The organism is Lysinibacillus sp. OL1 (genome assembly GCF_004332175.1).
Taxonomy (GTDB): domain Bacteria; phylum Bacillota; class Bacilli; order Bacillales_A; family Planococcaceae; genus Lysinibacillus; species Lysinibacillus capsici.
The window spans coordinates 1-25,353 of sequence record NZ_SJDS01000022.1 but is presented as its reverse complement, the minus strand read 5'-3'; the positions used below and the strand labels follow the sequence as shown (position 1 = coordinate 25,353).

General features: G+C 37.8%; 23 protein-coding genes and 3 tRNA genes. 4 read left to right on the top strand and 22 right to left on the bottom strand.

The features are described from left to right. Nucleotides 1–74 precede the first annotated feature (74 nt). From ftsH to EW028_RS23340, 4 genes are all read right to left on the bottom strand, one after another. The gene (gene ftsH / locus EW028_RS23355; protein ID WP_131522615.1) at nt 75–2,102 is read right to left on the bottom strand and encodes an ATP-dependent zinc metalloprotease FtsH; all 2,028 of its coding nucleotides are present in this window, start codon (nt 2,100–2,102) and stop codon (nt 75–77) included. Nucleotides 2,103–2,383: 281 nt separating this feature from the next. Beyond that, nucleotides 2,384–2,926 carry a hypoxanthine phosphoribosyltransferase gene (gene hpt, locus EW028_RS23350; RefSeq protein ID WP_004229145.1) on the bottom strand — a complete coding sequence of 181 codons (543 nt, stop codon included), beginning with the start codon at nt 2,924–2,926 and terminating at the stop codon, nt 2,384–2,386. 67 nt (nt 2,927–2,993) lie between these two features. Beyond that, nucleotides 2,994–4,400 carry a tRNA lysidine(34) synthetase TilS gene (tilS, locus tag EW028_RS23345; RefSeq protein ID WP_131522614.1) on the bottom strand — a complete coding sequence of 469 codons (1,407 nt, stop codon included), beginning with the start codon at nt 4,398–4,400 and terminating at the stop codon, nt 2,994–2,996. Nucleotides 4,401–4,429: 29 nt separating this feature from the next. Continuing rightward, nucleotides 4,430–6,823 (bottom strand): SpoIIE family protein phosphatase, encoded by a 2,394-nt coding sequence (locus EW028_RS23340; RefSeq protein ID WP_131522613.1) that lies wholly within the window; start codon nt 6,821–6,823, stop codon nt 4,430–4,432. A gap of 418 nt (nt 6,824–7,241) precedes the next feature. On the opposite strand from EW028_RS23340, the gene EW028_RS23335 reads away from it, so the two are divergent. The 4 genes from EW028_RS23335 to EW028_RS23320 all read left to right on the top strand — a co-directional run bounded on the left by EW028_RS23335 (nt 7,242) and on the right by EW028_RS23320 (nt 7,911). Further along, a tRNA-Gly gene (locus EW028_RS23335) sits at nt 7,242–7,316 on the top strand. An 11-nt stretch (nt 7,317–7,327) separates the two neighbouring features. Beyond that, a tRNA-Met gene (locus tag EW028_RS23330) sits at nt 7,328–7,404 on the top strand. 5 nt (nt 7,405–7,409) lie between these two features. Next, nucleotides 7,410–7,481 (top strand) — tRNA-Glu (locus tag EW028_RS23325). A gap of 178 nt (nt 7,482–7,659) precedes the next feature. Continuing rightward, complete coding sequence (locus EW028_RS23320; protein ID WP_131522612.1) at nt 7,660–7,911, top strand: hypothetical protein; 252 nt, start codon at nt 7,660–7,662, stop codon at nt 7,909–7,911. Nucleotides 7,912–7,997: 86 nt separating this feature from the next. On the opposite strand, the gene EW028_RS23315 is transcribed toward EW028_RS23320, so the two are convergent. The 18 genes from EW028_RS23315 to ispE all read right to left on the bottom strand — a co-directional run bounded on the left by EW028_RS23315 (nt 7,998) and on the right by ispE (nt 25,270). After that, complete coding sequence (locus EW028_RS23315) at nt 7,998–8,435, bottom strand: S1 domain-containing RNA-binding protein (RefSeq protein WP_048395331.1); 438 nt, start codon at nt 8,433–8,435, stop codon at nt 7,998–8,000. Nucleotides 8,436–8,569: 134 nt separating this feature from the next. After that, on the bottom strand, nt 8,570–8,974 hold the full coding sequence (locus tag EW028_RS23310) for an FtsB family cell division protein (protein WP_131522611.1): 405 nt from the start codon (nt 8,972–8,974) through the stop codon (nt 8,570–8,572). Between the two features lie 17 nt (nt 8,975–8,991). Further along, nucleotides 8,992–9,483 carry a spore cortex biosynthesis protein YabQ gene (yabQ, locus tag EW028_RS23305; RefSeq protein WP_131522610.1) on the bottom strand — a complete coding sequence of 164 codons (492 nt, stop codon included), beginning with the start codon at nt 9,481–9,483 and terminating at the stop codon, nt 8,992–8,994. Continuing rightward, complete coding sequence (gene yabP / locus EW028_RS23300; protein WP_004229167.1) at nt 9,480–9,779, bottom strand: sporulation protein YabP; 300 nt, start codon at nt 9,777–9,779, stop codon at nt 9,480–9,482. Before yabP ends, yabQ begins: the two co-directional genes overlap by 4 nt. Before the next feature lie 148 nt (nt 9,780–9,927). Next, nucleotides 9,928–10,218 carry an RNA-binding S4 domain-containing protein gene (locus tag EW028_RS23295; RefSeq protein WP_131522609.1) on the bottom strand — a complete coding sequence of 97 codons (291 nt, stop codon included), beginning with the start codon at nt 10,216–10,218 and terminating at the stop codon, nt 9,928–9,930. 4 nt (nt 10,219–10,222) lie between these two features. After that, complete coding sequence (gene yabN / locus EW028_RS23290) at nt 10,223–11,683, bottom strand: bifunctional methyltransferase/pyrophosphohydrolase YabN (protein ID WP_131522608.1); 1,461 nt, start codon at nt 11,681–11,683, stop codon at nt 10,223–10,225. Between the two features lie 8 nt (nt 11,684–11,691). Continuing rightward, nucleotides 11,692–13,314, bottom strand: coding sequence for a putative polysaccharide biosynthesis protein (locus tag EW028_RS23285; protein ID WP_131522607.1), 1,623 nt, complete (start codon nt 13,312–13,314; stop codon nt 11,692–11,694). 158 nt (nt 13,315–13,472) lie between these two features. After that, complete coding sequence (spoVT, locus tag EW028_RS23280; RefSeq protein WP_004229174.1) at nt 13,473–14,009, bottom strand: stage V sporulation protein T; 537 nt, start codon at nt 14,007–14,009, stop codon at nt 13,473–13,475. Between the two features lie 309 nt (nt 14,010–14,318). Further along, the gene (gene mfd, locus EW028_RS23275; protein ID WP_131522606.1) at nt 14,319–17,831 is read right to left on the bottom strand and encodes a transcription-repair coupling factor; all 3,513 of its coding nucleotides are present in this window, start codon (nt 17,829–17,831) and stop codon (nt 14,319–14,321) included. A gap of 140 nt (nt 17,832–17,971) precedes the next feature. Then, nucleotides 17,972–18,199, bottom strand: coding sequence for an anti-sigma-F factor Fin (locus EW028_RS23270; protein ID WP_016993788.1), 228 nt, complete (start codon nt 18,197–18,199; stop codon nt 17,972–17,974). 241 nt (nt 18,200–18,440) lie between these two features. After that, nucleotides 18,441–19,007, bottom strand: coding sequence for an aminoacyl-tRNA hydrolase (pth, locus tag EW028_RS23265; RefSeq protein WP_016993791.1), 567 nt, complete (start codon nt 19,005–19,007; stop codon nt 18,441–18,443). Between the two features lie 146 nt (nt 19,008–19,153). Continuing rightward, a complete protein-coding gene (locus EW028_RS23260; RefSeq protein ID WP_131522605.1) occupies nt 19,154–19,750 on the bottom strand; it encodes a 50S ribosomal protein L25/general stress protein Ctc in 597 nt (198 codons plus the stop codon). 253 nt (nt 19,751–20,003) lie between these two features. Next, nucleotides 20,004–20,963, bottom strand: a complete 960-nt coding sequence (locus tag EW028_RS23255) for a ribose-phosphate diphosphokinase (protein ID WP_004229183.1) — start codon at nt 20,961–20,963, stop codon at nt 20,004–20,006. A gap of 24 nt (nt 20,964–20,987) precedes the next feature. Beyond that, a complete protein-coding gene (gene glmU / locus EW028_RS23250; RefSeq protein ID WP_131522604.1) occupies nt 20,988–22,358 on the bottom strand; it encodes a bifunctional UDP-N-acetylglucosamine diphosphorylase/glucosamine-1-phosphate N-acetyltransferase GlmU in 1,371 nt (456 codons plus the stop codon). 261 nt (nt 22,359–22,619) lie between these two features. Further along, nucleotides 22,620–22,922, bottom strand: coding sequence for a septation regulator SpoVG (spoVG, locus tag EW028_RS23245; RefSeq protein WP_004229187.1), 303 nt, complete (start codon nt 22,920–22,922; stop codon nt 22,620–22,622). Between the two features lie 220 nt (nt 22,923–23,142). Continuing rightward, the gene (locus tag EW028_RS23240; protein WP_004229189.1) at nt 23,143–23,517 is read right to left on the bottom strand and encodes a RidA family protein; all 375 of its coding nucleotides are present in this window, start codon (nt 23,515–23,517) and stop codon (nt 23,143–23,145) included. Beyond that, nucleotides 23,514–24,347 (bottom strand): pur operon repressor, encoded by an 834-nt coding sequence (gene purR, locus EW028_RS23235; RefSeq protein WP_004229190.1) that lies wholly within the window; start codon nt 24,345–24,347, stop codon nt 23,514–23,516. Before purR ends, EW028_RS23240 begins: the two co-directional genes overlap by 4 nt. A gap of 56 nt (nt 24,348–24,403) precedes the next feature. Beyond that, nucleotides 24,404–25,270: a 4-(cytidine 5'-diphospho)-2-C-methyl-D-erythritol kinase gene (gene ispE, locus EW028_RS23230; protein ID WP_131522603.1), complete on the bottom strand. Its 867-nt coding sequence runs from the start codon at nt 25,268–25,270 to the stop codon at nt 24,404–24,406. Between the last annotated feature and the right edge of the window lie 83 nt (nt 25,271–25,353).

Sequence of the window (25,353 nt, the reverse complement as noted above, 5' to 3'; positions counted from 1 at the left end):
ATCCTAATGCTTATTAGTAAGAAAAGGCAAAGAAAAAGACTGCTTACTGTACTAGTAAACAGTCTTCCCTATTTTTAATCACGTTTTTCATCGATACCCTTAGGTGCATCATTCGGTTCTTTACGTTCTTTTGCTAAATCCAAAGTTGTTGGATTTGACTCTTTACTTAGTAGTTCTTTTTCAACAACTGGTTCGCCAATAGTATCTAATGTAGGCTTTGCTTCAATCTTTGGAGTGTTCTCCTCAATTTTTTCTGCAGCCTCTGGTTCTGGTAACACACCATGGTCACGTAAATGCTCAATTTCCTGTGCATTTAATGTTTCTTTTTCCATTAGTGTATTGGCAATTAAATCAAGCAGGTGACGATTTTCCGTAAGGATACGCTTAGTACGCTCATATTGTGTATCAATAATTTTTTGCATTTCTTTATCAATTTCATAGGCTATTGAATCAGAATAGTTCTGGTCAGAATTAAAGTCGCGGCCAAGGAATACATTACCACCTTGACTTGAGCCAAATTGCATAGCTCCAAGATTCTCACTCATTCCGTATTCAGTAACCATAGCACGGGCAATGCTTGTAACCTTTTGGAAATCGTTATGTGCTCCAGTAGAAACTTCACCAAGAACAATTTCTTCAGCTACACGGCCACCTAGAAGACCTGCAATACGATCTAAAAGCTCTTGCTTTGTCGTAAAGAAGCGCTCTTCCTTCGGTAACATAATCGCATATCCACCCGCTTGCCCACGAGGAACAATTGTTACTTTGTGTACTGTATCAGCCTCATCTAGCTCAAGACCAACGACTACGTGGCCAGCTTCATGGAAGGATACCAGTTTCTTCTCTTTAGCAGAATATACGCGACTTGCTTTTGCAGGACCAGCGATTACTCGGTCTGATGCTTCATCAATATCTGCCATATTTATAGTGCGCTTACTTTTTCGAGCCGCTACAAGCGCCGCTTCATTGAGTAGATTTTCTAAATCCGCACCTGAGAAACCTGGCGTACGTTGAGCAACAGCCGCTAAATCAACTGTATCTGCTAAAGGCTTATTACGTGCATGTACTTTAAGAATTGCCTCACGTCCTTTTACATCAGGATGCCCTACTGTAATTTGGCGGTCAAAACGACCTGGACGTAATAATGCTTTATCTAAAATATCCGGGCGGTTTGTAGCAGCAATGATAATAATTCCTTCATTGGCACCGAAACCATCCATTTCAACTAATAACTGGTTTAATGTTTGCTCACGCTCATCATGGCCTCCACCGAGACCAGCACCACGTTGACGACCTACTGCATCAATCTCATCGATAAAGATGATACATGGAGCATTTTTCTTAGCATTTTCAAATAGATCCCGGACACGAGAAGCACCAACACCGACAAACATTTCTACGAAGTCAGAACCTGAGATAGAGAAGAATGGAACACCTGCTTCACCTGCTACTGCTCGTGCAAGTAATGTTTTACCTGTACCTGGAGGACCTACAAGTAAGATACCCTTTGGAATACGGGCACCAATTTCAGTGAATTTGCGGTGGTCTTTTAAGAATTCTACCACTTCAACAAGTTCCGCTTTTTCTTCATCAGCACCTGCTACATCTGTAAAACGTACTTTTTTCTTTTGATCATCATACAGTTTAGCTTTACTTTTACCAAAGCTCATCACTTTATTACCGCCACCCTGAGATTGACTCATTAGGAAGAAGAATAAGAAAATGATGATAATGAAAGGAATAATTCCTGTAAAGAATTGAATCCATCCACTTGTTTCTGGTGCTGCTAAAAAACTAATATTACTATTTTTATCCTTAGCAGCTTCATCGATGCGGTCCATTAAAGATTGGTTTTCACGAGGGATGTTTGTAGTAAAACTTTCCCCTTTTTCATACCCCTTCAATGTTCCTTCAACGACGTAAACTGATTTATCAGGTTGAATTGTAGCACTTGTTATTTCTTTCTTATCTAGAGCTTCTTGAAACTCATGATAAGTTAATTCTTTCGTTGGTGAGTTTCCACCATTGAAAGTACCAAAAATACCGATAATCACTAGGAAAATCAGTAAATAGAATATGGTATATCGAAATATTCGATTCATCTCCAGCCTCCTCATTACAAACAGAAAAATTATAAGTAAAATCTTAACATATCATGATTTCATCATACAACGAAAAGCCCTACTTAAAAAATGTTTCGTTCACTTATTGCCGTTATCACAACAGTTTTTAGGCCATCTTTATATGTCCCAGCGTAATTGTACCTGTTCCTCGGGCTCGATATAGCTAAACATTGTGTCAAGATTTTGAATTATGTTAAACATAACTAAAATACGTGACTTGCGCTGGAGACCTTTACTTTTCATAGCTGGTCTTTTCTATCTTAGAAAGAATATACCTCAGGCTTCAAAATACCAATATAAGGTAAGTTACGATATTTTTCAGCGTAATCTAGGCCATATCCTACAACAAAGCCATCTGGTACTTCGAAACCAACATAGTCAGCAGACAAATTCACTTTTCGACCTGATGGTTTATCAAGTAATGTAACAATTTTAATGGACTTTGCTTTGCGATATTTAAATAAATCTACTAGATAGCTTAAAGTTAAACCACTATCAATAATGTCCTCGATAATTAATACGTCACGTCCCTCAACGCTTGTATTCAAATCCTTTAAAATCTTCACTTCACCAGATGACACGGTAGCATTACCATAGCTAGACACATCCATAAAATCGAGTTCGATGAAAGAATCGAAACGTTTCATTAGGTCTGTCATAAATGGCATTGCCCCTTTAAGTACGCCAACAGCTAATGGAAATGCATCTTTGTACTCCTCTGTTAGTTGCGCGCCTAAGTCTGCAATTCTTTCTTGCAATTGTTCTTCTGTAATCATAATTTTTTCGATGTCGTTTTGTAACATATCGATTCCTCCTCGTGATGTATCAAAAAATCTTCACCCTATTTCGGTGAAATATTTTACAAAGACCTTAGTCTACGATGAGCACTGTATCATCGTTTGGTTGCGGAGTGGTTGAAAAAAATATTCCCATACGCACACCAATTACCGCTACCACCTCATCAGATTGAGAAATCAGTAACGGCCAGCTATTTCGCTCATTTAAAGGAATCTTTTCATCTATAAAAAGGCGAGATAAGCGTTTTGGCTGATCCATTCCTTTTAACAGCATTCTATCTCCATCCCTGCGTGCCCGAACATAGAGCGGTAGGTGGAGTTTGCTAGCGTTAAAATAAAAAAGTTGTGCAGTATCCGTCAGCAATTCAGACGATAAATCATGCAAATTGACTACGCGTAAGCGCTCACCATTTGTCAGTGTTGTCCAGCCATTAGCAGTCGTAATAACCTGTTTCTCAGGAGAAGCTAGGCCTTCTAACGGCTCCTTTTTCTGAATCGTTAAATTTCCATAACGGCGAACTGCTAGAAAATCTTCAGGTAAGTGAATTTCAGCATACCCTGCTGTTGTATCACAAAGCTTTAAAATTGAAGTCAATAAGGCATAACTTTGTATCGTATTTGAATCTTTGTAAAGATAGTTTAATAGTATTAAAATGAGCCTCCTTTGTAAAGCAAGTGGTATCAATTGAAATGCTTCAATTTCCATGCAATATGTATTTTCATTATTTCTTATGATGATTTTGGAAAATACATCTTGGGCCAATGTCATTAAAAAGGTATCGTCTTCTTGCAATTGCTTTGTGAAATGGGTCACCTGTTCAGTCACTCGCGGATTCTCTGCCTCTAGTAAAGGCACCACATGATGTCTAAAACGATTACGTACATAGGTATCTTTAGAATTGCTAGCATCTTCTCGATAATCTAAACCTTTTCTAAGTAAATATTCCCCTATTTCAGACTTTGTAACCGTTAAAAACGGACGAATTAATGATTTTCCTCCAAAATTTCTTTGTGGACGTATGCCCTGCATGCTATTCATTGTTGCATTTTTTGTAAGGGCCATTAATACTGACTCCAGTTGGTCATCCGCATGATGTGCAGTTACAAGCTTATTAGCATTTGTTTTTTGCAGCACTTCTTTGAAAAATTGATACCTTTCCCTACGACAAATTAACTGTGTATTACCATTTTCCTGTGCCAATATTGTAGGTATTGGAATTTCCTTGGCATGTAAGTAAATACCATTAGCATCACAATATTTTTGAACAAAAGCCCTATCCTCAGCAGAGGCTTCTCCTCTCAACATATGATCAACATGTACCGCTTCCACCTGAATGTTCCACTGCTCCTGTGTTTGCATAAAGTAATGAAGTAAAGCCATAGAGTCTACCCCACCCGAAACGGCGATGAGAAGATGGTCGCCTTGCTGTAATAATTGCTCTTCTTCTATAAATGTTTTGACCTTTAATTCAAATGACAAACGCTTCTCCTCCCCTTTTCGTTGTTTGTTTAAGATGATTTACTCATTGAATACTGAGCTGGTCTAAAGACAGCCCATGTCGGTACAACATGTGTCACCTCTAGCATTAATACTGTACAATCATCTTCTATTTCAAAATAACCTTGGAATGATTGCATAATGATTGTTAGCTTTTCCTGAATCGTTTTATTTGTACTTGCTACCTGCTGTGCGAAAGCTAAAAATGTTTCCTCTTGTTCATCCCAATCAGCTACACTTGAGAACAGTCCATCTGAATGCATTAAAATAACATCACCTGCCTTCAGTTTTCTTTTTTCAGCTTCGACTGCTGAAATAGATAAGAATCCTACAGGTGCTGCATTACTTTCAACCTTCAGTACCTCTTTACCACGTAAAATGTAGGTTGACATTCCACCAGCCTTCCACGACCACAAATCTCCGTGCTGTAAATCGACAAGTGCAAAATCAAGGGTTGCATACATATCATCTTGCTGCTTTAATGCCATGACATAATGGAGCGTATGCATCGCAGTTTCGGGATTCATATTGTAATTTAGACACTCTCGCATTAAATGGATCAATTTTCTACTTTCATGTTGTGCTTCTTTACTTTGCCCCATACCATCAGACAGCAATATCGCAAATAACCCTGGATGCAATTGGAAAAGAGCATGAGAATCACCGGAATATAGTGTTGCATCTTTAGACATGCTATATATATCATACTCTACTTCAAAGCTAATAGCTGATCTAAAGCAAATTTGAACATGACGAAATGGTATTTCACAGGCTACTACTTTTTCAATTTCAAAAGGTTCATCAAAAATTTCATAAAGAATCGGCAAAATCATACGTTCAGCTAATGTTGTATCCTTCTCCCAGTTGACACGCGCTGGTGCTAATGCACAAACAATCTTTCTCGCCCCAGGCTTATTGCTTAGGACATCAAGTTGAAAGCACTCAATATTGGCTTCCTTTAAGCGTTCAACAATGTCCTTCTCAACACTTACAAAAGAAATTGTATCTTCCTTCATCTCAGCAATTAATTGATTTAAATGATTGCTCATATCACGCAGTTGTAGGGCAATCATTTTTTTACCATGGAAATATTGCCCGTTGATTCGTTCTCTATAAAGTTCTGTATCCAATTCCTCAAAGATTTTCGTGGACTTCACACATTTATAGCGGATTTGTTCTTCAACACGATGAATAGCTGATTCCTTGCCTACGCCTTTCATATGAAACCAATCTGTCATCAGTTTGTCCATACCATTATTTTGCGCACCCCAACAATGATCATAACGGAAACAACTTAAACAAGTATTCATTGGTGCTACTTCCTTCGCAGCTTCAACTGGTGCTGTCATAAAGCGATCAAACACAAGTTCCTTCATGAATTGCACAAAATGCTGAAAGTGCTCTAATTTATATGTTACATGTTCTGTTAACCAATTCTGTCGAGCTAGTAAAACCTCCTCTCGTTGTGGAAAGAGCTTGTCCCTTACCTTATCTGAATATTTCTTTGGAATGGTTAGAAATAAAATACTACCCATGGCAATTGAGGTGAAATAAACACTATCCAAGGGCAATGTGGCGTCATAAAATAAAAAAAATACACTAGGTAAAATACTACCAATAGCAACGCCAAATCTACCGCCTTTCGCTCCCATACCCGCACATAATCCAGTTAAGGTAGCCACCGAAAGCATACCGGTAAACGAAAGCTTGGCCACACCAATAAGCGTTCCTAGCACTGCTCCAATGACAGTTGCTAAGGGCACACTTCCAACCAATGCGCCAAAACAAATAAAGAGCTGCAGTAAAAAAATAGGGAGTGAAAAATAGCTTATTACAACCGTTTGCATTCCAGTAAGCATGGCTGCAAAGACGACTAATCCTGAACCTAGCTTTTCATATGTCCAATGCGTCGTAAACCATTCATACGAATTAACAAATAATACTTGCATAAACAATGTCATAATAAGAGCTAAAGCTGCTTCACAGCCCACATAAAATTGTACAAGCACTGGTGGTAAGCCTTGATACATCACCCCTTGCCACATTATTTGTACCAGTAATACAGCTAAAGACACCGCAATACTTTGGGGCAGTTGCCAGTAACGAAAACGCATAATACATTCATACAGGATAATTTGTAAAGCGAGAATTAGGACTTGTCCAAAGCCTAGGAAAAAGCAACCCGCTAAACTCCCAAATAATACGAATTTGGCATACTCCCTATATTTCGTTCGAATAATGGCCCAAAAAGGAACTGAGAACGGTACAGCCGCTTCAAATACAACAGATTGAGCCAAGAAAAAGGCGGTTAAAAAAAAGAGAGAGCCTATTAGGATCTGCTTCTTTTTCAAACCTATTTTTTGGTCATCTACATTCGTTGTATTATACCATTCAATACTTGTCATTTAACTATCCCCTTTCCGCACTTTTGGTTATTATAAAAAATTATGTGTGGAAAGATTGTCTGACGTTGACAGAAAAAAATATAAATATTTCGACTAATAGCTATTCATAAATACGAGAATTGGCAACAATTTTTACAGTAAAGGGCGTTTAGTTAATATTAATATCGGAAAATTCAATTATTTAATTCGTAAAATAGTCATTTACTATTCATCTTAAAGCCTAGTTTGAAGGGATTTCACGTACTATTAATGGTTTGATTCAACTCTTCTCTAGGATATATTTCTACGTAAGAACAAAAAATCCGCTAAAATATTCTTCTCTAGTTAAACACCTGAAATATCTTTAAATATTTTTTATAAACCTACTTGACACACGCACGATTGGCTTGTATTATTTAACTTGTTGCTTAAACGACATGCGGAAGTAGTTCAGTGGTAGAACACCACCTTGCCAAGGTGGGGGTCGCGAGTTCGAACCTCGTCTTCCGCTCCATTTCTAAATTTGGCGGCCTAGCTCAGCTGGCTAGAGCGTACGGTTCATACCCGTAAGGTCGGGGGTTCGATCCCCTCGGCCGCCACCATAGTAGGCCCCTTGGTCAAGTGGTTAAGACACCGCCCTTTCACGGCGGTAACACGGGTTCGAATCCCGTAGGGGTCATCTCAAATAGGTATCTCAGAACTAGATTCTGAGATACCTATTTTTAATTTATCCATCTATTTATACCATCTATCTATTTCTTTGCAAATTCTATCCGTCCGCTCAAGTAAAGCTATGTGACAGAATATAAAAGTATGGCATACTAGTAAAAATAACGTTTTTAGGAGGTTTAATTCCCTTGAGTGCATTAACAAAAGCTGCTTTAATTTGTGGAAGTGGCTCAATGATTATTCTTATTTCAATTCTAATAAACTTACCGTTTTTTGTTCAAATAATCTTATTGCTTGGTGGACTAGCTGTGAGTGTATATGGTGTTGCTTTACTTGTCAAAATGGTTATCCATCCTGTGAAGAAAGAATCCATTGGTTCTACCGATGAAAAAACGATAACACCCACAAAAAAGAAAAAGAGACCTTCTTCTACTTTATAGGTATATTAAAAAAGGGAGTAGCTTTTTAAAAAGCCACTCCCAACTCTATTTCATACACTTTTTCTACGATTAAAACAGTCAGCAAACTACCCTCTTCTAGCTCCGCGACCTCCGCGTTTTGATTCTGTAGCACGTTTAAGTGTTGCTAGACGTTCATCACTATCTTTTAAGAAGCGTGCCATTTTTTGCTCAAAATTTTCTTTTGGCTGGTGGCGTTCGTTGCGATCATTGGAACGATTATCACGACGTGGACGTGCTGGACGCTCTGGTCGCTCTGGTCTTTCAGCTTGAGGCTTTGCTTTACGGATTGAAAGACCAATCTTTCCGTCCGCTTCAACATTCATCACTTTTACTTCAACTTCATCTCCAACTTTTAGATGCTCATTGATATCTTTTACATAATTGTCAGCAACTTCACTAATGTGAACTAAGCCTGTTTTGCCATCTGGCAGCTCAACGAATGCTCCAAAATTTGTGATTCCTGTTACTTTACCTTGTACCTTGCTGCCTACTTCAATTGACATAAAAAAAATGCTCCTCCTTAAAAATTAAGCGACTCTTTTGAGCCATGTAATCAATTTAATCAAACTTTTTACTGCAATAAGCTTCTCTTTTCATTATATATAACAATAAAAGAGTGTCAACAATACATAGCTTTTCAGTCGTCTTTTTTATCTTCCTTATCTGGAATGATGAAAATAATCTCACCTTTTTCCGATAAATAGTACTCTTTTCTTAATAGCTTCGCGATATATTCATCATCCTGCAATTGTTTGATTTTAAGATTTAATGTATCTTGTTCTTCTTTCAATTCAGTGAGATGCTGATTCGCTTCTTCCTTGGATTTCTCTTTTGCTGCTAATGTTTCATTCTGATGTGACAGCACATTTAAGAGAAGAGCAATAATAATGACTGGTACAATCGCAAAAAAGACAATACGACGCATCTTACGCTTTCGAGCCTGTTGTTTGCGATTTATAGCTCTATCCGTGTTACGGACATAGTCATTATCAAGCTTAGTGAAGTTTTGGGATTCATCATTTGATGAATGACGTCTAGTCATGTCCGCACCTCCGATAATTATTGTTGCTTTTTATTATACTTCAAATATCGTAATTTTTTAAAAAAAGTGTAGGACAAATACGAATAAATTTTGACAAAAGGTCTTATAACAAACATAACAATATTTATTAATAATTGCAAAATTTGTCGAATAATCGTAATTATGAAACGTACAATGAACCAAAAAGGTCTCCATGTTATATTCACCAAAATTCTAGCAACGAAACGTAAAAAGGTTTGAAAAAATGATTGATACAAAAAAATTCCGGCTATTTGCGCTAGCGGGTCGTAAGCCCGCCAAGCGCCATCTTTTAGCCAAAATAATAAATAGTATGTCAACCCTCCAAGTAGAATCCAAGTTATTAACTCAACAACCATCATCCACTTTCGAAGGCTTGACCTTTTTGGAGTTGAAAAAACAATGAGCCTTATACTATCAATTATGAAACCAACTGCTATACCGCTCAAAACCATGACAATTAATTGATAAAATTGTTCACTGACAATCATCCAAATAACTTATGAAGGAAACCTTTCGAGAAGCCACTTTCCTCCTCGTCGTACTGTAAGGTTTTTACAGTTCCTTCAAGTGTCAATAATCCTTTGTCAACATCTAAATGAACGATATGCAGTTCCTCTCCACGGATTAACAAATGCCCTTGGGACGTCTTAATGAAAAACTCTTCCTGATCAAAGCGTTCAATTGATTTTACAGAAGTCATGTCCATTCTTTTACGATTACGAATCGTTAAAATATGCTCTCCAGATGGAATTGTGTAACGATTACTTTCTTGATGTAGCGTCATTTTTTTCCTCCTTTAGTCGTCCTAGCTTCTGTTCACTTTATGCGGACAACCTTCAAAGCATGACAACTTTATTTAAGTTGTGTCATACTTTCACCTACAAAAAGAAAGGCGGGACAACATTAGGAGGGCTAGAAAATAAATTTAGCTTTTATTCCTCATCGTCAATAAATTCAGGCTCAATCTTTTCAAGTCGTTCTTCTTTCAAAATGGTAAACATTTTTGCTGCATCTTCTTTTTTCACAGTCTCACGTATTTCTTCTACACGTGCTGTTACTATTTTTTGACCAAATCGGATAGCAAGCTCATCACCAGCTTTCACTGTACTACTTGCTTTTGCAATCTTTGCATTGATTGTAATACGTCCTTGATCGGCCACCTCTTTGGCTAAAGTACGACGTTTTATTAAACGGGATACTTTTAAAAACTTATCTAATCTCATAATCTTACTCCTTTTCTAGTTGCTTTGCTTCATTCCAAAATGCATCTAATTGTTCTAAAGTAAAATCGGAAAATGGTTTTCCACTTGCCTTTACCTGTTGCTCAACATAGCCAAAACGTTTTGCAAATTTCTCATTTGCATGTAGCATGGCTTCTTCTGGTGATAATTTATAGAAACGTGCTAAGTTTACTAATGTGAACAATACATCGCCAAATTCATCAAGACGGGACGCATTAGAGCCTTTCGTCACCTCATGGCGAAATTCCTGCCATTCCTCGGTAAATTTATCCCATGCTCCCTCCACATCAGGCCAATCAAAGCCCACTTTTGCAGCTCTTTTTTGATAATTGTAGGCTGTCTGTAATGCCGAAGATGCTCTATATTCTTCGTCTAGTAAAGGTTTATCGCTCGTTCCTTTTTCCTCAGCTTTAATAGCCTCCCAATTAGCCACAACACCAGCTGCGTCTTCTACCGCTACATCCCCAAAAACGTGCGGATGGCGGCGAATCATTTTTTTACTAATCGAAGCTAACACATCTTCAAGTGTAAAATAACCTTGATCTTCTCCAATTTGTGCATGCAAAAATACTTGTAACAACACATCACCAAGTTCCTCAATCATAGCAAAATCATCCTCAGCATCAACCGCAGCCAAGTATTCATGTGCTTCCTCAAGTAAATATTTTTTCAATGACTCGTGTGTTTGCTTTTGATCCCAAGGACAGCCATTTGGGCCTCTCAGCGTTGCAATGATTTGACGGAATGTTGTCCAATCTCTTAATGACTCCTCCTGTGTTTTTACAGGCGGTACATAGACTGTTGTTAAATTATTTACTTCTACACTTTGATCGAGTTCATAGAGTGGCACTGTGACAATCTGTTCCTGTGAAGATCCAGCCGCGGTCACAACTGTCACAGGATACTCATCATCATATTTCTCCATCAACGTTAGCTTCACTTCTGATGCACTGAATGTATCGTATACTTGAGCAATCAAGATATGCTGACGCATGTTAATGTCATGCATTGAAAAGCTAGTACCATCAAGTAATTGAAAGCCTTCAATTGGATCTATTTTTAATGCGCCAAAAATGGGATCTAAGAAACTCTGACCACCCTCAATGACTAACTCAATTTTCCCTTCATTTGCTGCTGCAATAAGTAATTGCACTGTTTGCTCTGCAACTAGTGGATGCCCTGGCACAGCATACATAACATCCTCAACAGCGGTAGCTTCTATAAGAGAATCAGCTATTTCTGCATACACAGGTTGAAATGTATCGTGTTTTTCATAAACGTCGTCAAAACTTTCAAATCCCACACCCTCTGCTGCTAATTCCTCTAAAACCGGATGATCCACTGTTCGTACATATAATTTTTTAGCAGCCTTTAATTTTTTATAAACACCCATTTGCAGCTGATTAAAGTCACCTGCACCTAAACCAATAATTGTTAATGTATTCAATATTACACCTACTTCCTTGAATTTAGCCAAAGTTGGTAAACAGCCATTCTACGTCCAAACGGCAGTAAATACCATTCTTTTTCTATTAGTACTCTTTTCTTTGCAATAATTGTTAGCATAACAAACGCCCCAATAGATACTGCTGTCAAACCCGCCACCATGGCTATCATACGTGAAGACATCAAATGGTTTAGCAAGGACGATACTAGCTGTAACCATATAAGAACGACGATTGTCATACTGAAGGAGGCTATACCTACTTTTTTATAAAATGCGCCTGAAGCTAATTGAATGCCAGTCAATGTTTTTAAATAAATAATTAGCAAGGCTGCTGTTAATAATAATCCTATATCATTTGCGATGGCAGCTCCTAGTACACCTAATCCACCAATTAAACGTACATTTAATATAATTTTTACTAGAAAACCGATTATGAGAAATAAAGCTGGTTTTTTTAATTTTCCATAGCCTTGTAAGATCGCTGTAAATGTAAGGATAATCGACAAAGGGACAATTTGAAATACATAGACAATCAATACCTCCGATAAGGAATTGGTTTTAAAAAGCATTTCATTTAAATAAGGCATAACTAGCATTAAGCCTAGTGCTGCAGACCAGCCGAACAGGACGGATGCTTTGTATGTTAATTGTATGAATGGCACTGCACTACGTCCCGCCTGTTTTTTCGACAAATGGGCGACAAGTGGCACAATGGCCAACGACAATGAGGATGCAATGACAACACCTAGTTGAACTAACGGTTGTCCTCGATCATAAATACCCTTCGTTTCCTTTGCAATTGTAGGAGTCATGCCATTATCAATTAATGAAGAATAGATTGTAAATGAATCGACCAATTGATAGCCAAGTAGTAGTAGACCACTCATACTGACACTCAAGCTGAGCCAAGTGACCTCTTTAATGATAGGTAAACTTGGATTACGATGTAGATGCTGTTTAACTTGCTGTAGACCAAATCGTTTATATGAGATATAAGCAAGTAATAGCAAGGCTGTAATTTCTCCAATTACTGTACCGATAACAGCCATTCTTCCTGCACCATAAAGAGATTTAGTCGTTGTCATAATAAGAAAGGTACCTGCTAATATGACAGTTACTCTCACTGCTTGTTCAAGTACTTGGGCATAAGCAATAGGCTCCATAATTGCTCTAGATTGAAAGCTACCTTTTAAAATAGCCAGCGCCGGCATAACCAATACTACTAAGGAGCCTGTACGAATAAGTGGTGCTAATTGAATATCTCCCATTAAATGGGCAATCTTTTCAGCACCTCCAAATAAAATGGCAAAAAACAGTAGTGATAATACCGTTAAATACCTGAAAACTACCTGTGTTATAGTGCGACGTCTTTCATCACGTTCTATTGTATCAACAATACAATCATTGTCTGCAAGCATTTTAGAAATGGCTATAGCAAAGCCACTAGATGTCCAAACAACGAAGATTGAAATAACTGGATATATCTGTTGATAGATATAAAAGCCTTCATCACCTACTAGATTTTGAAAAGGCACACGGTAAATGGCACTAAGAACTTTTACAATAAGGGCTGCTATCGTCAATAAGGCGGCACCTTTCATGTAGCTTTTCATACCAAAACGTTGCGACATAAATTGCCCTCTTTCCTTCTTAACAATGCCAATAGTATAGCATATCTTAAAAGTTTGACGTGCAAGGTGGCACTACAGTTCCTATAATGATTCATCCTTATGTACGCAAAAAAGTTATTGTTCAGCCTTATAGGTCATCGCAATAACTTTTCCATGCATTAACTATTCATTTGTTTTGCTAAGAAGTTTGCAGCTGTTTCCACTACCTTGACTTCTACCTCACCAACAAAGTGTACTTTAGACAAGACGATAATACAGCCTATTGGGTCACCGTTCACCATAATAGGTGTCGCACAATAGGATTTTACTTGCTCATATTGTCCAGGGACAATTTCAATCGTTGTCTCCATTTTTTCTATTTTTGTGGAGCGCTCGTCCATAAAGCTTTCCGCAAAGGACGTAATGCGACGATTTATATATTCCTTTTTCCCGATCCCTGCAACAGCGATTACTTCATCACGGTCAGTGACAAATGCTGGTGTGCCCATCGTTTCATAAAGTGTTTCAACATATTCTCTTGCAAATTCGCCCAAATCATTAATGGGAGAATATTTCTTTAAAATGACTTCGCCTTCACGGTCCGTATAAATTTCTAGCGGGTCGCCTTCACGAATACGTAGCGTCCTACGAATTTCTTTTGGAATAACTACACGCCCTAAATCATCAATACGACGAACAATTCCTGTTGCCTTCATTCTAATGCCTCGCTTTCGCTACAATGAAATTTTTATTCAATGATAGTATGGTTTTTATTTGAGCAATCTATGCAAAAACTGAAGAAAAAGGATTTCACAACCATTAATTTTTTTCAAAAACGGTATTACATCAATCAACTCCTTATTAGATTACCCAAGGAATAAATTTCTATAATTAATTCATAAAAAATATTGGAAAAAATCAATTATTCCTGTGAGCAAATACGTAAGAGACGGTAATTACTGAAGCAACATCAAAAAGGCTATTCTTATCTTTTACAGGAAAAGATAAGAATAGCCTTTTAACTACTATTGCTGCTTTTTTGCTTTATCAATCATTTGCATTAGTTCTTCCAACATATCAAAGGGTTGATATTTCCCACTCTTGCGTTCATCTATTGTTAATTTTAACTGCATACCATCCATACCAAAACCAACAGCACGCTCGAATTTCATCGATTCTTCAATAATCTTACTGCCATCGACACTTGCCGTCCCTTGTTCTGACAATAGTATTGTAATAAGCTTTTGCTTCTCCTTTACGGATACTACTCCCGCACCTAAACCCCAAACTTTCATTCGTGCTATTCGAAGTAAACGCTCTGTTTCAATTGGAAGATCGCCAAATCGATCCTCTAATTCCTCCATGATTTCGTCATACTCCTCCACCTGATCCATGGCTTTAATTCGTTTATACATTTGGATCTTTTGATAACCATCTGGAATGTAAGCGTCTGGAATATACGCATCAATACTCAGCAAAATTTCAATATCTGGCTTTTCTTCTTTTTTCACGCCTGTTTGACGTTCCGCGATGGCATCCTGAAGCATTTGTGAATATAAATCAAAGCCAACTGAATCAATAAAGCCATGTTGCTGCGCTCCAAGTAAGTTTCCTGCGCCCCGAATAGATAAATCTCGCATCGCAATTTTAAAGCCTGAGCCAAGCTCTGTAAATTCTTTAATTGCTTGTAAACGTTGCTCCGCTACATCTGTCAGAACTTTGTCGCGTTGGTACATAAAATATGCATAGGCTACTCTGTTAGAACGTCCAACGCGCCCGCGCAATTGGTAAAGCTGGGCTAGGCCCATGCGATCAGCATCATGGACTATTAATGTATTTACATTCGGTATATCCACACCTGTCTCGATAATCGTTGTCGTAACAAGCACATCATAGTCGCCCTCTAAAAAGGCTAAAATTACGGATTCTAGCTCTGACTCAGTCATTTTTCCATGAGCAAAGCCTATCCGTGCTTCAGGGACTAGCACTTGAATCTCCTCAACCCTTCGAGCCATATCCTCTACCCGATTATATAAATAAAATACTTGTCCGCCACGTGCCATTTCCCTCTCAATAGCTTCTCGTACTAATGCACCGCTGTGCTCCATCACATATGTTTGAACTGGGAAACGATTAGCAGGAGGCGTCTCAATAACTGATAAATCCCGGACCCCTACCATGGACATATGAAGTGTCCTTGGGATAGGTGTAGCTGTTAAAGTCAAGACATCGACATTTGTCTTTAACTGCTTAATTTTTTCCTTATGCGTCACACCAAAACGTTGCTCTTCATCCACAATTAGCAGACCAAGGTCTTGGAAAATTAAATCTTTAGATAAAATACGGTGTGTTCCAATAACTATATCGACTCGGCCCTCTTTTAAGCCCTTTAAAGTAGCTGTTTGCTCCTTTTTTGTCCGGAAGCGAGATAACAATCCAACATTAATGGCAAAGTCCTGAAAGCGCTCACGAATAGTCTCATAATGTTGCTGGGCTAGAATGGTTGTAGGGACAAGAAATGCCACTTGCTTTCCATCTTGAATAGCCTTAAATGCGGCACGAATGGCTACCTCTGTTTTACCATAGCCTACATCACCACAGACTAAACGGTCCATAGGACGTTCACGTTCCATATCTCGTTTAACTTCAACAATTGAACGTAGTTGATCTTCTGTTTCTTCATAAGGGAACATCGCTTCAAAATTACGCTGGTCATCGTTATCAGGTGTAAAAGCATGCCCTTTCTCTGCTTCACGCTTTGCATACAACTTTATTAAATCATCCGCAATATCCTGTACAGCAGAGGATACCTTTGCTTTCGCCTTTTTCCACTCTGCGCCACCTAATTTATGTAGCTTTGGTTCTCGATCCTCTGACGCCACATATTTTTGAATTAAGTCTATTTGCTCTACAGGTACATATAATTTATCGTCTGCACGATATCGAATATGCAGGTAATCCTTATGTGTACCATTAACCTCTAATGTCTCTACACCAATATATTTACCAATCCCATGATGAACATGTACAACATAATCACCTGGCTTAATTTCCGTATAACTTTTAATACGTTCAGCATTGGTCATTTTTTGTGTGCGTGCTTTTTTCTTTGCCTGCTGTTTAAAGAGCTCGTCTTCTGTTACAATTGCTAAACGCTGTAGGGGCAATTCAAAGCCACTCGACAAGCCACCATCTACAATATAAATACCAGGTTCTGTTGGCTCACCTATCGCTGTATGAATATCGTATTCTTCAAGCATTTGCTGAACTCTTTTCACTCGTTCTTTATCCCTTGCTATGATGAGAACTGTAAATTTGCCAAGTAACCAGCGTTCAACCTCACTTTGAAGCAAGGACATTTGTCCATGAAATTGCTGCATTGGCTTGCAAGAAAAGTTGGTTGTTTTAGTAAACGTAATCCCTGCAAATGTTCGCGAAAATAATGAAAATGAAAGCTTTTGTTGTGACAACATCGCCAATATTTCTTTTAATGAGAAGGCAGGTTTGACATCATGAACCATTTTCCCCTCTTCGATTAAAGATAAAAACCATTCATCCTCTTCACGTTCCCATGCATCCATTACCTCTTGAATACGACCAAGCTCGTCAAAAAGTACGATACCATCATGTTCAAAATAATCTCCCAAAAAGGCTGTTTTATCGTATAATAACGAACCATATTTGTTTACAAAATCAGGTAAATCCCCTTGCTGTAGCAACTCAATATCATATTGAATATGCTGATACAGAAGTTCCTTTGTCTCCTGCTTTTTTACCTTTTTTAGGCTGGCTGCTAATGCCTCTTCTAAACGGTTTGCTAATGCCTGCCTTTCTGATTTCGTAAGAATGACCTCTGAAGCAGGAAGAATACGAATTTTTTGTAATTTATCTATAGAACGTTGGTCATCTGCTGAAAATGTTCGTATGGAATCAACCTCAGTATCAAATAATTCAATACGAATTGGTGATTCTAAATAGGGTGGATAAATATCTAAAATTCCTCCACGTAATGCGAACTCTCCAGGTGATGTCACCATTGAATTCCGTACATAGCCCATCTCTACTAATGTTTGCAACCATTTATCAATTTCAACATCTTCGCCTAATGCGGTTTGTAAAAAATAATGTAGCCAATGTTCTTTTGGTTGCATTATTTTACGTAGACCAGCCACAGGTATTACATATACGGCTTTCTCACCTCTAGCTAAGCAATCGAGCGTCGCGATTCGCTCCGCACGAAGTTCTGGTGAAGCCACAGAAAGATCAGCTGCAATAAATTCATCCGCAGGGTAATAGTGAACATGTTCCTCGCCTAATAGTCCAGCAAGCTCATCCACCATTTTTTGTGCCTGCAATAGATTAGGAGAGATAATGTAGATTGGTTTCTTTACATATTCAAATAACACATCCACCATTACTGGGCGTGCGCTTCCTGTTAAACCTGTTATAAGCTGTGATGCAGTTTGACCGCTCTGAATTTCCTTTAAAAATGATGTAATATGTTTATCTTGCGACACAAGCTGTCGTAAAACCTCCACAGTCAAAAGCTCCTTTCAGCATAAATTCTATATTTTTATTTCTATTATTCTAGTGTTTTTTTACATATCTCTATTAATGGCTGTTTTATGAAATGGAAAAAGCCTTGAACACACATAAGTGTGTCAAAGCATCCTTCCAATTATTGAATCCATTTATTGAGTGCGTGATAATCTGGATATTGTCTCAGCGAATCCTCACATTGCTCACAAATGCAGTGCACAGTCGTTTGACCATGTTGATCTTTCTCAACATAATCATCCGCTTCTCCCAATTCGAAAATATGCAACTTTCGAATTGTATCATCTGCATCAAATGGTAGTGTCCCTATTTCTACTTCACAATGCCGACATCGATAGCGAACTGACATCTCCAAATCATCCTCCTTTAAGCAACTTTCTACTTAAAGTATAGACATTTATAAAAGGGATTATGCACTTTTCACTGTCATCATCATTGCAATAACTTGAAAATTAGAGAATTAATTTTTACCTGTAGCTAAAACTATTCACTACAAATATTAGCTGTAATAATAGTGTAAGGCAGTTCATTACTTACCTTACACCATGCCAATTATCCAAAAACTTTAACAGAAATTTTATTACTTCCATCTATTTGCTTGCGTTAAAGTGATTCATCACATCAAGAAACGGCTTTGAAAGAGATGCTTCAACAGCGTTTACAGAATTTACAATGGCGTCTTGCATAAGAACTTGGTCTTCCTTCGAAAATTTAGCTAACACATAGTCTGCTACCTTCATGCCCGCTGGTGGACGATTAATGCCCACTCGAATACGATTAAATTCCTGAGTACCTAAATGTTGAATTAACGATTTAATGCCGTTATGTCCACCTGCACTCCCTTTTTGTCGTAGACGTAATTTACCTGTCTCTAAATCCAAGTCATCATAAATGACAATTAAATCTTCTACCTCTATGTCAAAATAATCCATCAGCGGACCAACACATTCCCCTGATAAATTCATATATGTTAATGGTTTAACAAGTAGAACCTTTCCCTCTGGTCGATGTACAGTCGTGTACATCCCGTTAAATTTTGAATTTGTTAAAGGTGTTCCCCATTTTTCTGCTAACGCATCAATAACATCAAAGCCAATATTATGTCTTGTATGCTCATAAGGTTTACCTGGGTTTCCTAAACCAACGATAATTTTCATAAGTACCTCTCTTCTTTCAAATCTAATAGTCATTATTTTACCATATAGCACACCTAGAAAGCATTTTGTACAATTGTTAATAGGCATAAAAAAATAAGGCTAACAAGAAAGCTATAGCCTTCTTATTAGCCTTACGTCATTTACTATTATACTGACTCTTGCTCTTCTTCACTTTCCGTAGTCTCTTCCTCTACAGAAACAGGCGCCACAATGGTTACTAACATATAATCATCTTCACTAATAATTTCAACAGATGTAGCATCGCGAATATCTGCTACTGTTAGGGATTCCCCAATTTGCAACGATGAAATGTCCACATCAATTGATTCGGGTAACTCAGTTGGCTTTACTTTTACTTTTAATTCTAAGTTAGGCTGCATTAGAATACCGCCCTCACTCACACCAACTGACTGTCCAAGTAATTTAATCGGGACATCAGCTTCTAACTCTTCCGCCATATTAATGGCTAAAAAGTCAATATGATTTACTTCATCTTTCAATGAACATTGCTGAATCTCTGACACAACAGCATTCACCTTTTTCCCCTCTAACTCTAGCGAAAATACACTATTTTGCCCATTTTTTTGAATGGACTTTTTGAAATCTTTTGCAGCAATAGAAATTGGGGTTGAATCTACTTTGTAGCCGTAAATAACTGCAGGAATGGCTCCCCCTTTTCTAAGTTGGGTTAATGTTGAACGATGCCCAGTTTCGCGCTTTGTAACACTTAATACTGTACTCATACTTCTTTATTCCCCTTCCAAGAAAATTATTTACGCCTCAACAATAATTCGTTGTAGGCTATGATAATACTTAGCTCTATTTGTTTAAGGTAGAGTAAATATTATTAAGTCACATTCTTATTATACCCCTTTGTGAGAAGGCTCACACATAAAACACTCATCTATTTCTTGGTCTTGATGAAACAGTGTCCAATTTATATAGAAAAGACCAATCTACTCAAAGAATAGATTGGTCTTATACTTACGATATTTATTAATCAAATAAAGTACTTACAGATTTATTTTCATAAACGCGAGAAATAGCATCCGCCATTAATTTAGCTACAGAAAGCTCTGTAATTTTTGGAGATTTTTTCTCGTCTGAAAGCTGAATTGTATTTGTCACCACTAATTCTTTAATAGCAGAGTTTTCAATACGTTCAATTGCTGGACCAGATAATACAGGGTGTGAACAGCAAGCGTAAACTTCTTTTGCACCAGCAGCACGTAACGCATCTGCCCCAATTGTAATTGTACCTGCTGTATCAATAATATCATCAATTAAGATTGCCACTTTACCATCAACATTACCAACAATGTTCATCACTTCCGCAACGTTTGGTTTCGGACGACGTTTGTCAATAATTGCAATCGGTGCTTTTAATCGTTCAGCCATTTTACGAGCACGTGTTACCCCACCATGATCTGGTGAAACAATAACGATCTCATCGCCTGGAATACCTTTAGATTTGAAGTAATCAGATAGTAATGGTACTGCCATTAAGTGGTCGATTAGGATATCGAAGAAACCTTGGATTTGAGGTGCGTGTAAATCTAATACGATAACACGTGTTGCACCAGCAGTTTCAAGTAGGTTTGCCACTAATTTAGCTGTAATTGGCTCGCGCGCTTTTGCTTTACGATCTTGGCGTGCATAACCATAATAAGGCATTACAACGTTTACTGTACGAGCAGATGCACGTTTAACTGCATCTACCATAATTAAAAGCTCCATTAAATGTTCGTTTACAGGTGCAGAAGTAGACTGCACGATAAACACATCACAACCTCGAATACTTTCTTCAATGCTAATTTGAATCTCTCCATCACTGAAGTGCTTAACAGAAGATTTACCTAACTCTACGCCCATTTCCTGCGCAATTTCTTGAGCTAATGGATTATTAGAATTAAGTGAAAATATTTTTAATTGTGAGTTTGCATAATGATACGGCATGATGGCCTCCTGTTTAGTTGATAATTATTTTGAATTTAATTTGCTTACATAATTCGGTTTGTTTTCTTGTCTTGCACGAGCTATGGCAAGTGCATCTTCAGGAACTTCTTTTGTAATTGTAGAACCTGCTGCAATAAATGAACCTTTTCCAACTTTCACTGGCGCTACTAAGTTAGTATTACATCCTACAAATACATCATCTTCAATAATCGTTTTGAACTTGTTTTTTCCATCATAGTTTACTGTAATGGAACCACAACCAATATTGACGTTACTACCGATCTCGGCATCGCCAATATAACTTAAATGTGAAACTTTCGAGCCATGATCTAGCTTGCTTTTCTTCACTTCTACAAAGTTACCAATTTTCACATGACTACCGATGTCTGAAAGTGGTCGAATATGAGCAAATGGCCCAATAGCAGTATCCTCTGCAATAGCGCTTTCACGGACAACTGAAGAATGTATAGTTGTACGATCACCAACGCGGCTATCTATGATTTGAATGTTTGGCCCGATAATACAATCTTCACCGATCACAGTAGTACCTTCAATCATTGAGCCAGGTTGAATCACTGTATCACGCCCAATAACTGCATCTGCACTAATATGTGTTGTTTCAGGATGAATAATTGTTACACCATTCCGCATATGCTTCTCGTTGATTCTTGTACGCATTAATGTCTCGGCTTGTGACAAAGCCACGCGATCGTTAACACCTAGTGTTTCTTCAAAATTATCAGTGACATATGCTTCAACAATATCACCTTGCTTTTGTAAAATTTCAATGACATCTGGTAAATAATATTCACCTTGAGCATTATCATTTTTCACAAGCTTCAATGTTTCAAATAATAATTTGTTATCAAAGCAATATGTGCCTGTGTTTATTTCTCTTACTAATTGCTGCTCTGCTGAAGCATCTTTTTGTTCAACAATTTGCTCCACCTGTCCGTTATTGCCACGTAATATACGGCCATAGCCAGTTGGATTTTCAGCAATTGCAGTTAAAATAGTTGCTTTAGCATTCGTTGCTTGATGATGTTCGAATAGCGCTTGCATCGTTTCAGGACGAATTAGTGGTGTATCTCCACATACAACTAACGTTGTACCTTCTTCATTACCTAAAATGGCCTCTGCTTGTTGCACAGCGTGCGCTGTACCTAGTTGTTCAGCCTGCAGCACATACTCACTTTTATCACCAAGCTGTTGTTGCACTTTTTCAGCACCATGTCCGACAACCGTTACAATGCGATTCACATCTAACGTTTGAATATGATCCACCACATGTTGTACCATTGGTTTCCCACATACTGGATGGAGCACTTTATATAATTTGGACTTCATACGTGTACCTTGACCTGCAGCCAAAATGACAGCAAAAACATTGCTCATCTGTAAGTCCTCCAATACGCTCATTTTCTCTTATGACTATATAGCAAAATTCATCTATTTTCAAGGCATGTAGAATTGACAAAAACATGAATTCCTAAATCCAATGCACCTTATGCTCGAATGTCATGAAGTATATCCTGAAATTGCTCATATTATCTTTTTATCAAAATAAAAAGAACCCTTCCAACTAGAAGAGTTCTTCCTATCTTTTTTACCATCAGTTTGTAACATATACCTAAAAAGTAAGTTATTTACTATTTATTACACACCGATTCCCTCTAATTCTTCCTCTTTACCAGCTTCCTCTACTTCACTAGAGTTATGATACTCGTTTAAAATGATCTCCTGAATTTTATTTCGAGTATCAGAATTAATTGGATGAGCAATATCTCTAAATTCCCCATCAGGTGTTCGTTTACTAGGCATAGCTACAAATAAACCAGTATTTCCATCAATGACACGAATATCGTGAACAACAAACTCATTATCAAGTGTAATGGAAGCAATCGCACGCATGCGACCATCCGTCTGTACCCGACGTAACCTCACATCAGTAACTTCCATTTTCTCACCACCTCTCTTCTTAGATGCCTAAATGAAAATATCATATTCTCAATTACCGAATATTTTCCTTTTCATAGTCTATCAAATTTTCTAAAAAATTTGAATACTTATTAGAATAATATTTTTTCTTATATACGTAATTTTTGACAATTGTTTGTCGGCGTAAAAAAACCCACTAAAAAGAATAAAGTTTCTCTTTAGTGAGCTTAATAAGTTTTATTTATTTTACGATTGCAATTACTTCGATTTCTACTTTTACATCTTTCGGAAGACGGGCTACCTCTACAGCTGAACGAGCTGGTTTATGATCACCGAAATGATTTGCATAAACTTCATTCATCGCTACAAAGTCATTCATATCTTTCATAAAGACCGTTGTTTTCACAACATTATCTAAAGAAGTTCCAGCTTCCGCTAAAACAGCTTTTAAATTAGCAAATACTTGATTTGTTTGTACAGTTATATCGCCTTCCACTAAATCACCTGTAGCTGTTAATGGAATTTGACCAGAGCTATAAAACATACCGTTAACAATAATACCTTGTGAATATGGTCCGATTGCTGCTGGTGCATTTGTTGTTGCTACTACTTTCATTTGTCATGTCCCCTTTTAGAAAAATAGTTACCCTCACTTAATGCAATTGTTCGATCTTTTTCATTAACTTCATGAAGCTTTACAAGCGAATAATAATCATCTACTAATGTTTCGTCCGCGTGCTCAGCCTCCACAAGCACTGCAATGCCTGCTAGCTGACAGTCAAACTCCTCTAAGAGGTTTTTCATGCCATTCATAGTACCGCCGACCTTCATAAAGTCGTCCGTAATTAACACACGTTGTCCACTCTTCATGCTTCTTTTTGATAATACCATTGTCTGAATTCTTCTGGAAGAACCAGATACGTAGTTAATGCTTACTGTAGAACCTTCTGTTACTTTACTATCTCTTCTCACAACAACCACTGGTACATTTAAATGTCTTGCAATGGCATGGGCGATGGATATCCCTTTAGTTGCTACTGTCATTATGACATCGATTTGTTGATCTGCAAAGGCAGAAGCAAAGACCTTCCCTACACGATTAATTAAATCTGGGTTTCCAAGTAAGTCTGTCATAAATAGGTAACCACCTGGTAACAATCGATCTGAATGTTCTAGCTCTGCTTTTAAATCTTGAATCACTAAACGTACTTCAGCCTCGGACATTTTCGGAATATATTTTACTCCTCCTGCAGCACCCGGCACTGTCATCAATAACCCGATTCCTTTTTCTTCGAATGTTTCTTTTACAATCGTTAAATCTTCACTAATGGATGACTTAGCAGATTGATATAGTTCTGAAAAATAAGTTAGCGGGATCAGCTGATGTGGATGTTCTAGTAAGTAGTACGTCATATCAACTAGTCGTTCACTACGCTTCCATTTCATGCGACCCTCTCCTAAACACGAATATTTATAGGTAAAATTAACACAAATTTGCGTTTCTAAGCAAGCGTATTTCGCTCACCTAAAATTCGTACTGCATAAACTTCCTCACAAAAACCACGTAAACCGTTATAAATGCGACTTACACGAGCTTCACTATCCACTAGCCCAAATACAGTTGGACCGCTTCCACTCATTAACGTGGCATCTGCCCCAAAGCGCTTCATTTGTTCCTTTAACATCACAACTTCTGGGTGTAGCTTAAATGTTACAGTTTCCAAAACATTTCCTAATGAAGAACATAATAGCTCATAATCTTTTTTCTCTATAGCTTGTATCATCTGCTGTGTATTGGGGTGTTGCAGTCCTTCAACCTTAAGACCCCCATAAACTTCTGCTGTCGACACACCAATTTTAGGCTTAGCTAGTACAACCCAACAATTAGGTGGAGCTGGTAATTCCTTTATTTTTTCGCCTCGTCCTGTAGCGAGTGCCGTGCCTCCGTAAACACAAAACGAAACATCCGAACCAATTTTAGCACCAAGTTCCGCTAATTCATCTATTGATAAACCTAAATCCCACAGTTCATTTAGCCCTTTTAATGTTGCAGCTGCATCACTACTACCTCCTGCGAGTCCTGCTGCTATGGGGATTTCCTTTTCAATCGTAATGGATACACCTTGTCTAATGCCATATGTATCTTTAATGAGACGCGCTGCCTGATAAGCAAAATTACGATGGTCATTTGGTACAAAATTATCTGTTGAAATTATTTGAATAACACCATCTTCTCGAGATTCAAGACTGATACGATCAGCTAAATCGACTGTTGTCATAACCATCTCCACTTCGTGAAAATTATCCGGTCTTTTATAAAGTACATCTAATGTTAAATTAATTTTTGCAGGCGCCTTTACATAAAGCATCTTTCTTCCTCCCTCTATAAATGTTGATATATCAACGGTCTGACCCGTTTTTAAAGTGATGAAAATATTTTTTCACCGCATAG